The following is a 12,197-nucleotide window of genomic DNA, read 5'->3' as shown; positions in this document are numbered from 1 at the left end:
GGCATTGCGCGAAGCCGGAGAAGAAGGTCGCTGTTGGCGGCATGATGGTTTCGGCCGCGCTGACTTCTTTCCTCACCGGCATCACCGAGCCGATCGAATTCGCGTTCCTGTTCGTCGCGCCGGTGCTGTACCTGATTCACGCATGCCTCGCGGCGTCGGCACAGTTCGTGGCGAACACCCTGGGCATGCGCATGGGCTTCACGTTCTCGCAAGGCGGCATCGATTTTCTGATGTTCAACCTGATCGGCGGGAAGGCCACGCACGCCTGGTACGTTTTCATCCTTGGTCCAATTTACGCGGTGATCTACTACGGCGTGTTCCGCTTCGTCATCACACGCTTCAACCTCAAGACCCCCGGCCGCGAGGACGACACGGCGGACACCGTGGCGGTTGCCGCGAGCGGCGCGGGCGGACGCTCGCGCGAACTGGTGCTCGCCTTTGGCGGCCGCTCCAATATCACGAGTCTCGACGCTTGCATCACGCGGCTGCGCATCTCCGTGAAGGACCCGGCGCTCGTCGACGAACACAAGCTCAAGGCGCTCGGTGCGGCGGGTGTGGTGCGCGTGGGCAACGGCGTGCAGGCGATCTTCGGGCCGTTGTCGGAGAACATGAAAACCGACATGCAGGACTATCTGAAAACAGCGGGCGCCGAAGCGGATCTGCCGGCGCCCGGCGCGCCTGGCGTGGAAGGCGCGGCGGCGGCTGCCGCGGCTCCTGCGGGTGCGGCGGCGTCGGCGCAAGACTCGCCGCAGGTCTCGCCGCAAGAAGCGGAGCGCGCGCAACAGATTCGTGCGGCGCTGGGCGGCGCCGCCAACATCAGGAAGCTCGATGCGCTGGCCGCCACGCGATTGCGGGTGGAATTGGCGGACGCATCGCGCATCGACGCGGCCGGCTTGAAAGCGGCGGGCGTGCTGGCGACGCAAGCGTTGAAGAACGGCGCGTTAGATCTGATCGTGGGACCCGGCTCCGGCAATCTCGCAGGCGCAATGCGGTAGGAGCAGGCCGGACTGCGAGCGATGCAGCGACCTTGATGCCGGTTTGCCCCTGCGTCGCTCGATCCATCTATAGGGGACCGCATGGAAGCAGTCAGAACTTTCCTCGAAACCCAGCCACTGTTCGCGCTTTTTCTGACCATTGCGATCGGCTACCTGGTCGGCGAAATCAATATCAAGGGCGTGGCGCTGGGCTCGGGGGCCGTGCTGTTCGTCGGATTGGGGCTCGGTGCGTTCGCGCCGAAATCCGCGCCGCCGGCGTTGCTGGGCACACTCGGTCTGCTGCTGTTTCTTTATGGCATCGGCATTCAGTACGGCGCGCAGTTCTTTCGCGGACTCACCAGCCGGGAGGGCGTGAAGGCCAATGCGGCCGCCTGTCTCGGCGTGATCGCTTCGGGTCTGGTGGCGTGCGCCCTCATCCGTTTCGGCATCTCGCTCGCCGATGCGCTCGGCATGTTCGCGGGCAGCGGCACGAGCACCGCGAGCCTGCAGGTTGCCATCGCGTCGATGAAGAGCAGCGATGCGGCCGTGGCTTATAGCGTCACCTATCCGTTCGGCGTGGCCGGGCCGATTCTTTTTCTCTATCTGCTGAACGCGGCGCTGAAAGCCAAGATACCGAAGCCGTCGGCGAAGGTGCTGGAGACCGCGGAAATCGCTTTGCGCAACGCCAGTCTGTTTGGTCTGAGGCTATCGGAACTGTCGACCCGCCTGCCTGCCGGCGTGGCGATAGCGGCGGTGCGGCGCGCGCATCACAATCAGCTGCCCAGCGACGACTTCACGCTGCGCGCCGACGACGTCCTCCTCGCCACTGCCACCGAGCGCCGCCCGCTCGACGAAGTCACCGCGCTATGCGGCGAGCTGCAGCCCGGGCGTATCTCGAGTCATCGGGAAGACCTGGACTATCTGCGCGTATTCGCATCGAGTCCGTCGGTGGTCGGCACGGCGCTCGGCAATCTGCGCTTTCCGGATGGCGTGACCTGCGCGATCGCGCACGTGCGGCGCGGTGATACCGATCTGCTGTCGACACCGGATCTGATTCTCGAGGCGGGCGACCGCGTCGGCCTGCTCGTCGACAACGCGCATCGGGCGACGGTCCGAGCGTTCTTCGGCGATTCGATCAAGGGAACGGCCGACCTCAGTTTCATCTGTCTGGGCATCGGCGCGGCTGCGGGGCTGCTGGTCGGTGCGATCCCGCTGCGCGCGCCCGGTCTCGGCGCGTTCAGCCTGGGGCTCGCGGCGTTGCTGCTGGTCGCGCTGTGCCTCGGCAAAGCGCGCCGCAACGGACCGTTCGTGTGGGTGATGCCGCTTTCGGCCAATCTCGTGCTGCGCAACCTCGGGCTCACGATCTTTCTGGCGCAGGTGGGCCTCTCCTGCGGACCCAAGTTCGTCGCGACCGTCGGCACCGCCGGACCTCTGCTGCTGCTTTATGGCGTGATCACGCTGCTGGTGCTCGTCGGCGTCACGGCTGTGTTCTGCCTGTGGGTTTTCAGACTGTCTTTCGATACTTCGGTCGGCGTGATCTGCGGCGCGACCGGCAATCCCGCGATCCTCGCCTTCGCCAACCGCATCGCGCCGACCGATCAGCCCGACGTCATGTACGCGATGATTTTTCCGTCGATGACCATCGTCAAGGTGCTGTTCGTGCAGATCGCCATTGCGATTGCGGCCGGGTAGATGCGCCTGCGCCGCACGCGAACGGCGCTCGAAGAGCGGATTCATGGAGGAGCACATCATGGAAGTGGCAGTCTTCAGTTCGACGCGCTATGAACGCCAGTATCTCGACGAGGCCAACAAGGCCGAGCAGCAAAAGCTGCAATACTTCGACCTCTCGCTCAATATAGACACCGCCGGGCTTGCCGCCGGCTACGGCGCCGTCTGCATCTTTGTCAACGACAGGGCAGACGCGCAGGTGCTGGAGGCGCTGCACAAGGGCGGCACGCGCCTGCTCGCGCTGCGCTGCACGGGCTTCAACAACGTTGATCTTGAAGCCGCGGCAAGGCTCGGCATGAAGGTGGTGCGCGTCGTCACGTACTCGCCGAACTCGGTGGCGGAACACGCGGTTGCGCTGCTGCTCGCGATCAACCGCAAGGTGCACCGCGCCTATAACCGTACCCGCGACGCGAATTTTTCGCTCGACGGCCTGACCGGCTTCGACCTTTGCGGCAAGACTGTAGCAGTGGTCGGAACGGGCAAGATCGGCTGCGTGTTCGCAAAGATCATGCTCGGCTTCGGCTGCGACGTGATCGGCTTCGATCCATATCCGTCGCCGCAATTCGAGGCGCTCGGCCTGTCCTATGCGAAAACCGGCGAGATCGGCGAGAAAGCGGACATTATTTCGCTGCACTGTCCGCTCACGCCCGAGACGTATCACATCATCAATTCGAAGACGCTCGAGCGCGCGAAGCCGGGCGCGATACTCATCAACACGAGCCGGGGCGGGCTGATCGATACCGAGGCGGTAATCGAGGCCCTGAAGTCCGGCCAGCTTGGCGGCCTTGGTATCGACGTCTACGAACAGGAGGCGGATCTGTTCTTCCGTGATCTGTCCAGTGAAATCATCACCGACGACGTGTTTCAGCGCCTCGTGTCGTTTCCCAATGTGATCGTTACGGGGCATCAGGCCTACCTGACGCGTGAGGCATTGACGACCATCTGCGAAACGACCCTGCAAAGCATCACGGCCTTCGAGAAGAAGCAACCTTTGGAGAACGAGGTCAAGGTGGGATAGCACGTGGGCAGCGGCTGCCGCGCACAAATTGAATGGTCCGGAAGGCAATTTTTCTTACCTGAACGATTGCGACACGGGCGTGCCGATCACATTGGGACCAAGGTCGTATTTTCAATGTCATCCGCGGCTACCAAACTGTGTTCATGCGACAGATAAGGGTTGTTTCTATTGTTGCGGCGTAGCGGGTCACGCCGACTCCGCGTTCGCGAGCCGCATCGTTGACAATCTCCGCAGGCGATTCGGATGTCTAAGTGGGGCAAGAGATGGACTTGGATCGATGGTGTATTTCGTGTGCAAAATGCGCCGCGCGTCGAGAGTCACTCCGGCTTGAACTACCAAGTGCTCGACAGCCCTACAATGCTGCGACGACTTCGCTGGAGGTTCAATACTGAAAGGCGCACTCTAAAAAAATTGTATTGGCACCGAAATCGTCTCATCGCAGTGACGCACGCGGGATTCCATTTGTTGTGCACGGCCGCCAAATTTCTCCACTCTGAGGAGAGCCCCATGACAGACATCGCACTTGCGCGCAAAGATGCTTGCCTCGCTGTGGTTCATGCGGTATTGACGGACTTGAGCGACGACAGCACTCTGATCAATGCGGCTCTGCGCGTCGCGGATTACCTCGTAGATGATCTCGAAGGCAAGATCACCGAGACCGACGCGATACTGGTTGCTGTCACCGCGCTAACCAAGGTCAATCGCGCGATTCGTGAGTGGACCGACGTGGACGGCAACTCGATGAACGCGATGAGAGTGGCCGACTTCGTCATCGATGAACAGATGAATGCGTACGACAGCGCGACCGTTCCACATGACCCGATTTCGTCCACGGAAAAGACCCAGGCGCGAGCGGGCGCGAGGATTCCGCGGAGGGGGTCGCCAGTGCGGCCGGTTCACCACTAAGGCGCAAGTCTGCGATCGCACGCGAGATTTCTCGCCAGCGGCAGTCAACAGCGTTCACCGGCAAAATATGCAGTCCATGCATCGCACCCCCGGCCTGCTCATGCGTGACCATATTGCGCAGATCAACGAGATACGAAACCTACTAGCAGAATCCAGGGTGGTCATTGCGCAAACGGCGCCCCACGCCGTACAGCGGGAACAGGTTTTTGCGGAAGTCAATGCTCAGCAACGCGAGCTTCATGACGGCCATCGTTCACTCGTGGACCACGGATTGTTCACACGTGCCTCACGGAACGAGGCCTGAAGAGTCAGTCGGCATCGTTCGCATCAGGATGATTTGGCGGCGTGCGGGGACGCCGCATGCAAACGGGACAACAGCGTCAGTTATAACGTTGGCACCATGCCTGCAAAAATCGGTGAGTAGATCGCGATGATTTCTTTTAACTTGTGTGAGTCTTCCCTACTGTTTTGCCCTGATCGCTGCTGTCCGCAATGTCGCGGCAGATCTAGTCTAAGTACTTCGAAAAGCTGACCTCAGCCCCAAACGGTAAGGGAGCACCCTCGGTGTAGAAGAACAGCCACTTTCCTCGGTGACGGAAGTAGGCACGAAAGCACACTACGTCGCTGTGCGGACAGTGCTCGGCTTCCGAACACGGAAACCAATGGGTGCTTCCGTTCAGTACCGCGTGGGCGAAGTGCCGTTGCGGTACTTCGGTTTCGCACAGCGCTTCGAAAGCTCGAGTGGCACTGACGTCACCGCCAGGTAGGAGCACGGTCACGTTGCCGCATGTACGGTTCCGGTAGGTCGCCTCCGCGTGAGATGGAAGCCTGCTGGTCGCCCGGCCGACTGCGCTGGATCTTAGCAACGACCGTACATGAGTGAGATGAAACGACTGGGCCGCGGCTTTTTCTCGCGCCGAGAGAATGATGACGGCTTCCATGGCTTACCTCCGCTGATGTGTGCTGTCTTGCTGAATGTAAGGATAGTGCCTGTCCCGAAGGGTGCCCCGCGACGTACGGACGCGTTGGAATGCTTACTCTAGCGCATGGAAAGAGAGTGAGAAAAGATGTCCCGAGTACGAACACAAAACGCGAAACGCATGGACTTCATGAGCAAGCGGAACAAGCACAGCGTAGGGCGGGCATGTGCAAGTTTGTCCATACGGAGCGCTTTTTCTTATCATGCGTGGTGTTCCTCCCATCCATGAACGCCCCAGAGCTGAATGGCCGCAGGTCACTTAGGTCGACTCCAGTTGCTCGCTGATCAGCGGTCGGGGTGTGCCGGCTGTGACGGTAACTGTAGGGCGAATACACGGAATTCGTTTGCAGCAAGTGGCGATCATTCGCCACATCCGGCATCTGAAGAACCGAAGCCCGAACTTCGTTCGACGCGGATCAACACCGGATTTCCTTGCTTCTGGCCGGTGTCGATCAAGAACGATTACGCCGACTTCCTTGGGTCGGGTATGCCACTGCAGTCCGAGGACCACTTGCGGGCGTTCGTGGGACGCTACTTGTATCGGCTCAAAGACGACTGGTTCATCGGCGCACAGGCGGTATCGACGAACTATCAAATCGCGGGGCAGACTGCCCTGGGACAATGATCTGCTCAACTTTTTAGGATCGACCGGCTTCTAGGCAGGAGGGGCTGGCGTTGTCGTCAACCATGATTCGCGGACATCATAGATACGCCGACGCGCGGCTGGTACTTGAACATAAACAACGTCGCCTATCTTAAGAGCATCGAGGGAAGCAACAATTTCAGCGTGTGCCGGGCTGACTACAGGCAGATCTGGAGCCACGGAGACGGTAATGTGTTAAGCAGTGCGGCAGAGCGACCAGTGGACCGTGGATGCGCCTCCTGCGGCCTATGCTCCCGTACCACTGTGGATACACGATGGGTGTACCTGGGTTAGTACATGTCCTCCATCGAGGTCGAGGAGCGCCAGCGCCTGGCAGCGCGCTGGACGGCCACACTCTTTGCGGGCGTGGCATGCCTGTACGGCGCAAGTCGCAACGGATGCGGGGAGTCGGCGAACCTCTTTCCAAGCGCGGGCGCGGGCGTGCAGTTTCTCTTCAAGCCGGACAAAGGAATCGTCGCCAACCTGGAGGCCGCGCTCGGAAAGGATGGTAACAAGGCCCTGCTCTTTAAACTGGGATACGGTTGGTGAGTAGATTTGAACGGCAGGCCCTCACCGGCGGCCTGCCAGCTAAACCAATCCCGCCATGGATTACAGCGGATAGCTCGATGGCCGGAAATGGACGTCGAACTACCGCTCATTGGGCGACGCAAGCGTTCTTTCCTGGCCCGATTGGCGACCACGCTCCACGCCTTGACGGCTACGCATTGCCGCCCGCTTCGGACTGGTTCAGACGGGGGACCGCCACGCTTGCGGGCAGGTTGCCCCTTCGTGTGGGTATGCGCTTTTGGAAAAAAAAACGATCGCTCGCGCCCCGGCGCGACAGGCGACAGATTTCAGTCTTTGACCTGTTCAGCCATTTCGTTGGCCACGAAAAGGCCGTTCTCCATGGCGATTTCTTGCGTCGCATACGCGATTCCCGGTTGGTGATGCGTTTCTCTGGTCACGTTTCCGGCCCGTTCAGTGTGGACGATCTCAAATGTGTGCAGGCCTCCGTTCAGTGCGATTGTCTCAATCCGGTAGGTGTGTCTGCCCCTGTTGATCGTTCTTGTCGGCATCCGATTTCCCCTCCTTTGCGTCATCAGCGCCACAGGTATCCCACGCCTGCGAATTCAGGACATGTCGCCGACTGGCAAACAACCCGCCACCGGCATGGTAGCGGCCACGTCCGGCCCTGCCTTCCCGAAACCAAGGGTTTCGTCCAGCATCGCAAGGGCCGTGCCGCGGGAGACAGGCTACACACCCCCCGGCGACGACCGCATCTTGTCAGCGCTCGATGCGCGGCGCATAGAGTGGCGCGCGTGGCTTGCCATTTTCATATTTGCCGGTTGAAACAAGTCCCGGATCGTGGACAGCGATTCAAGGTCGTCTTCGGCCAAGGCTGACCCTCAGCCCATCTTCGTGGCAGCGACCGGCTTTTGCAGTCGACGGGAGACATCGCGGAATTTGTAGTCTACGGATGGGACCAAGGTCCGATACCCAATGGACGGGACGGCGCGTAGGCTAAAACCTCCCGCCGGGAAACTTGCACGCGGAGACCGTCAGAGAGTCAAATCAGAGCTGAGACGACAAGCAGTCGATAACTCAGCCACGCTGCTTTCGACTGTTCACTGCCCTGCATTGAACGCGTCGTTATCCGCGTCAACATCCGCCGTACGGAGGAGACATGACCAACCGGAGCGAACGATGGGTACGAGCCGCGCTTTTGTGGCTGATCGTGCTGGCGGTGACTCCTGCCCTCGCGGAACGCGGTTCTGAAGGACCAGCGCCCTACAAGCCGGAGCAGCTCGAGGCGCTGGTTGCGCCGATCGCGCTCTATCCAGACCCGGTTCTGGCTCAGGTCCTGATGGCGTCCACTTATCCGCTCGAAATCGTCTATGCGGCACGCTGGGTGCAAAAGAATCCGAATGTAAAAGGCGATGCCGCGGTGCAGGCAGTCCAGAATCAACCTTGGGACGCCAGCGTGAAGTCGCTGGTGGCATTCCCCCAGATTCTGGAGCCGATGTACGACAAGCTGGACTGGACACAGAAGCTTGGTGACGCGTTCCTCGCCCAGCAAAAAGACGTATTCGCAGCGGTCCAGCGGTTACGTGCGCGCGCGCAGGATGCGGGCAACCTCAAGTCCAACGAGCAGCAACAGGTCATCGTTGAGCCAGCGGCCGCCGGCCAGACAACGGTCGTGCGGATCGAGCCCGCCAACCCTGAGGTCATCTACGTTCCCGCGTACAACCCGACGGTTGTTTACGGTGCGTGGAGCTACCCGGCCTATCCGCCCTATTACTGGCCACCATACCCGGCCTACTACCCCGGTTACTATCCCGGCGCGGCCCTCGCGACCGGATTGGCCTTCGGCCTCGGCGTTGCAGCTATCGGTGCGATTTACAGCGACTGCAACTGGAATTCGGGCGACGTCAACATCAACTATGACAAGGAAAGAAACGTCGACCGGAACGTTGACAGGTCGAGAAGCCAGAACGGTGAAAGGAGCGGACGCTGGCAGCATGATGCGAGCCATCGCCAGGGCGTGGCCTACCGGGATAACGCTACGCGCGACAAGTTCGCGGGCTCCTCAGGCGCCGACAGGCGGTCCCAGTATCGTGGGCGTGAGTCCGGTACGGGTAACCGGGTGGCCACGGCCGACCGGGCGGGAACGGCCAACCGGGCTACGACCACAGACAGGGGCGGCGCGGGCAACCGTGCATCGGTGGCAGACCGATCCGCAGGGACCAACCGCGCCGGCGCGGCCAATCGAAGCGCCTCCAGTAACGTCAATCGCGCCAGCAATAATCCAGGCGGCGGCTACGCCGGCGGATACGGAGGCGGCCGTGACCGCGCGTTTTCAGGCGTCGGAGGAAGCGGCAGTGTCTCGCAGCGCAACTTCGACCGGGGAAGCCGGAGCATGCAGGGTTCGGGCTTTAACCGGTCCGCAGGCGGTGGCATGCGCGGCGGTGGTCGTGGCGGCAGGCGCTAGGGAGTGACCATGAACGTTCATCCGCAAGGAGTGAAAAAGCTGCTGACGCTGACCTTTGCGAACCTCGCGGCGGTAGTTGCGCTGTGGTTCACGACGATGCCGTCGGCACTTGCCCAGAAGAGCTTCGGTTCGCCCGAGGCTGCGATGGATGCCTTTGGCGACGCCGTCGTCAAGGATCGAGAGGACGCGTTACGCACGATCTTTGGCAGCGACTTACGTGAGCTGATTCCGCCCTTCGGCGCGCCAGTGCGGGATACGTTTGTGGCGCAGTGGGCGAAATCCCATACGATCGAGCCCACGGACAACGGGGATGCTCACATCGTTGTGGGCAACGATGGTTGGACCTTCCCGGTTCCGCTCGTCAAGAACGATCAAGGATGGCATTTCGATACGCGGGCTGGCGCAGAAGAGATACGCTTGCGGCGCATTGGCGGCAACGAACTTGCTGTCATCCAGACGATGCTGGCGATCTACGACGCGCAGCGCGAGTATGCGCAAACCAATCACGGTGGCGAGGGTGTCCTTGCCTACGCGTCGAAGATGGTGAGCTCGCCGGGCAAGCAAGACGGCCTGTATTGGCCGACCGGACCGGACGACCCATCGAGCCCGCTTGGCGAAGCCTTCGTGGATGCGAGTTCGAGAAATGCGCAAAATGCCGGCTATTACGGATACCACTTCAAGCTGCTCGAGTCGCAGGGGCCACATGCACCCGGCGGCGCGTATGACTACGTCGTGAAAGGCAAGCTGTTTGGGGGCTTCGCTGTCATCGCGTGGCCGGTGAAGTACGGCGACACCGGGATCAAGACGTTCATGGTAAGTCACGCCGGGCAGGTCTATGAGCGCGACCTCGGGCCAGAGAGTGCAGCGAAAGCGCAGGCCACGAAATCGTTCGACCCGGGGCCGGGGTGGAGCAAGGTGCCCGACCGCGATAGCGAGTGAGGCGGGCGTCGGCACGGGGACCATCGATGCCAACAACATGCCGGCAAGCCTTGGCATTGCTAGCGATCGAAAGCTGCGCGCTGGGCGAGTGGTTTTCTATCACCCGATCAACCCACGCTGATCACCTACCACCTGCGTGATGTGAAGGCCTGTTCGGCACGCAAACAACCCGACTGTCACTGATCTGAGTTTCGCCCTGCACGAGCGCAGACCGCTTGTGCGATGCTCGCCGCCACCCTTGCAACCAAAGGTGCAGGTATTACCGGATCATCTGCCGAGCCGTAGCACGTGCAAGCTTTGAGGACGTCCACGCCACCCGCCATACGCCATCGGCCTTGCTTATTCACCCGAGGAGAAAAATGATGAGCTCACGGAGGAGTCGGCGACTGCCCGCACAGAAGGGCGTCGTCGCGCGACGGCTCGTGCTCGCCGGTACATGCGCCGGCCTGTTACCTCTGGCTGGATGCCCGTATTACTACCCGCCGCCTCCCGCCACCGTGGTCATGCAGCCGGCCAGTTTCGATCGGTCCTTTGCCGCCGCAGCAGGCGCGATGCGCGACAAGGGTCTCGCGATCACAGTTCAGGACCCCGGCAGCGGGGCGATAGCCGGAACCATTGACGGTAGCACCGTCACTGCGGACGTGCGTCAGCAAGGCGATGGTAGCGTGATCGTGCAATTCAAATCCGCTGATGCACGAGATCCATCGCTGCTTGGGCGGATTTCACGCAGCTACGACCGGCGCATGGGGCGGTAGTCCTCGCGTTACGTGAGCGCAGGGCTCGTCTGCCAGGCAGGTTACGAAATAACGCGAGTCAGTTTCAAAAGTCGTCGGTCGGCTTGATCGCGTCTTGCTGAACCTGGGCTCGCTACTTGTCAACATCTTCACCGTGCTGGCCCTGGCGGACCTGAGCTTTTGAACATCGGACGGTGGAGTGGGCGAACATGCTCACGCAATCTCAACGGTTCAGGCCGGCGATCGAATGGCCACAGGCAGCGCGTGTGGTTGTTTCCCCACCCTATTCCAAGGAGCCTGTCATGATTCGTTGCGCTCGCAGCATCGCCTCACTCTTCGTCGCGGTGTTCTGCACGCAAGCCTTCGCAACGGCGCCGGACACCGTCGACGCGAGTGATCAGTGGCAGTTCGCGATCACGCCTTATCTGTGGCTGCCGAATGTGAGCGGCACACTGCGTTTTTCGCTTCCGGGCGGAGGCGCTGACGCGTCCACCGGGCCTTACGATTACCTTCAGCATCTCCAGTTCGTGATCATGCTGCAAGGCGAGGCGCGCAAGGGGGACTGGAGCCTCTTTGCGGACAGCATCTACCTGGATTTCGGCCGGCATGACAGTTCGGTCAATGCGACGAACGGCCTGTTAGGTGGGGGTGACACGCAGAGAAGCGCCGAGACCACTTTCCGCGGTGTGCTGGTTCAGCTGGGGGGCGGGCGCACCGTGCTTCACGGGACGTGGGGGAACGTCGACGCCATTGTGGGTATGCGTTATCTCGGTGTGCGGTCAACACTGGACGCTTCGTTCACGGCGAGCTCGAATAGTGGTACGACGGTGAGCCCCGAGATTCACGCATCGGGGGAGCAGAATATATTCGACGGATTCGCCGGTGTGCGCGGGCATGTGCTCGTCACCGACGATGGACGTTGGTACGTGCCGTATTACATCGACGTGGGTGGGGGAAGTTCGCGGTTTACGTGGCAGGCGATGACCGGCGTTGGCTACGCGATGAAATGGGGCGACGTTAGCCTCACTTATCGTTATCTGGCTTTTTACGGGTCCAGCGATCAGCTCGTGCAAACGCTTCGCTTTAATGGTCCGAGTGTCAATGTGACGATACGGTTTTAGGTGGCTGGATTTTGCGGCACGGATCGCCTGCAGGAAGCGGGGGAGTGTCTGAATTTTTGTGTGCAAGGCGTCTGAACATTTCAGGCGTGGCAGGCGATCAATTTCATTCTAGCTGTTGGGTCGTGTGAAGCGATCCTCGTAGAGGATCGCGAACTGCCGCATGGCG

General features: G+C 61.1%; 10 protein-coding genes. 9 read left to right on the top strand and 1 reads right to left on the bottom strand.

The window, feature by feature from the left end; genetic code table 11:
- From ACLFKU_RS40600 to ACLFKU_RS40580, 5 genes are all read left to right on the top strand, one after another.
- On the top strand, positions 1-995 hold a 995-nt coding region (locus tag ACLFKU_RS40600; RefSeq protein WP_410852978.1), incomplete at its 5' end, for a glucose PTS transporter subunit EIIB.
- Between the two features lie 81 nt (positions 996-1,076).
- Entirely contained in the window at positions 1,077-2,666 is a 1,590-nt protein-coding gene (locus ACLFKU_RS40595; RefSeq protein WP_410852977.1) for an aspartate:alanine exchanger family transporter, read from the top strand.
- A gap of 58 nt (positions 2,667-2,724) precedes the next feature.
- A complete protein-coding gene (locus tag ACLFKU_RS40590) occupies positions 2,725-3,720 on the top strand; it encodes a 2-hydroxyacid dehydrogenase (RefSeq protein ID WP_410852976.1) in 996 nt (331 codons plus the stop codon).
- A gap of 507 nt (positions 3,721-4,227) precedes the next feature.
- Positions 4,228-4,626, top strand: coding sequence for a hypothetical protein (locus tag ACLFKU_RS40585; RefSeq protein WP_410852975.1), 399 nt, complete (start codon positions 4,228-4,230; stop codon positions 4,624-4,626).
- Between the two features lie 1,919 nt (positions 4,627-6,545).
- On the top strand, positions 6,546-6,797 hold the full coding sequence (locus ACLFKU_RS40580; RefSeq protein ID WP_410852974.1) for a hypothetical protein: 252 nt from the start codon (positions 6,546-6,548) through the stop codon (positions 6,795-6,797).
- Between the two features lie 305 nt (positions 6,798-7,102).
- On the opposite strand, the gene ACLFKU_RS40575 is transcribed toward ACLFKU_RS40580, so the two are convergent.
- Entirely contained in the window at positions 7,103-7,324 is a 222-nt protein-coding gene (locus tag ACLFKU_RS40575) for a hypothetical protein (protein WP_410852973.1), read from the bottom strand.
- A gap of 608 nt (positions 7,325-7,932) precedes the next feature.
- Between ACLFKU_RS40575 and ACLFKU_RS40570 the strand changes: the two genes are divergently transcribed.
- From ACLFKU_RS40570 to ACLFKU_RS40555, 4 genes are all read left to right on the top strand, one after another.
- Positions 7,933-9,237: a DUF3300 domain-containing protein gene (locus ACLFKU_RS40570; protein ID WP_410852972.1), complete on the top strand. Its 1,305-nt coding sequence runs from the start codon at positions 7,933-7,935 to the stop codon at positions 9,235-9,237.
- 9 nt (positions 9,238-9,246) lie between these two features.
- The gene (locus ACLFKU_RS40565) at positions 9,247-10,176 is read left to right on the top strand and encodes a DUF2950 domain-containing protein (RefSeq protein ID WP_410852971.1); all 930 of its coding nucleotides are present in this window, start codon (positions 9,247-9,249) and stop codon (positions 10,174-10,176) included.
- A 362-nt stretch (positions 10,177-10,538) separates the two neighbouring features.
- Positions 10,539-10,931: a hypothetical protein gene (locus ACLFKU_RS40560; protein WP_410852970.1), complete on the top strand. Its 393-nt coding sequence runs from the start codon at positions 10,539-10,541 to the stop codon at positions 10,929-10,931.
- A gap of 188 nt (positions 10,932-11,119) precedes the next feature.
- Complete coding sequence (locus tag ACLFKU_RS40555; protein ID WP_410852969.1) at positions 11,120-12,031, top strand: hypothetical protein; 912 nt, start codon at positions 11,120-11,122, stop codon at positions 12,029-12,031.
- The last annotated feature ends 166 nt before the right edge of the window (positions 12,032-12,197 follow it).

This window comes from Paraburkholderia sp. EG304, assembly GCF_046543485.1.
In the GTDB taxonomy this organism is placed as follows: domain Bacteria; phylum Pseudomonadota; class Gammaproteobacteria; order Burkholderiales; family Burkholderiaceae; genus Paraburkholderia; species Paraburkholderia youngii.
The sequence above is the reverse complement of the archived record's forward strand: the minus strand, read 5'-3'. Positions and strand labels throughout refer to the sequence as shown.

What these genes read in the sequence shown, in the direction of transcription:
- ACLFKU_RS40590 (WP_410852976.1), top strand. Translation starts at nt 2,725, where the DNA reads ATGGAAGTGGCAGTCTTCAGTTCGACGCGCTATGAACGCCAGTATCTC.
- ACLFKU_RS40585 (WP_410852975.1), top strand. Translation starts at nt 4,228, where the DNA reads ATGACAGACATCGCACTTGCGCGCAAAGATGCTTGCCTCGCTGTGGTT.
- ACLFKU_RS40595 (WP_410852977.1), top strand. Translation starts at nt 1,077, where the DNA reads ATGGAAGCAGTCAGAACTTTCCTCGAAACCCAGCCACTGTTCGCGCTT.
- ACLFKU_RS40580 (WP_410852974.1), top strand. Translation starts at nt 6,546, where the DNA reads ATGTCCTCCATCGAGGTCGAGGAGCGCCAGCGCCTGGCAGCGCGCTGG.
- ACLFKU_RS40570 (WP_410852972.1), top strand. Translation starts at nt 7,933, where the DNA reads ATGACCAACCGGAGCGAACGATGGGTACGAGCCGCGCTTTTGTGGCTG.
- ACLFKU_RS40555 (WP_410852969.1), top strand. Translation starts at nt 11,120, where the DNA reads ATGCTCACGCAATCTCAACGGTTCAGGCCGGCGATCGAATGGCCACAG.
- ACLFKU_RS40565 (WP_410852971.1), top strand. Translation starts at nt 9,247, where the DNA reads ATGAACGTTCATCCGCAAGGAGTGAAAAAGCTGCTGACGCTGACCTTT.
- ACLFKU_RS40575 (WP_410852973.1), bottom strand. Translation starts at nt 7,324, where the DNA reads ATGCCGACAAGAACGATCAACAGGGGCAGACACACCTACCGGATTGAG.
- ACLFKU_RS40560 (WP_410852970.1), top strand. Translation starts at nt 10,539, where the DNA reads ATGAGCTCACGGAGGAGTCGGCGACTGCCCGCACAGAAGGGCGTCGTC.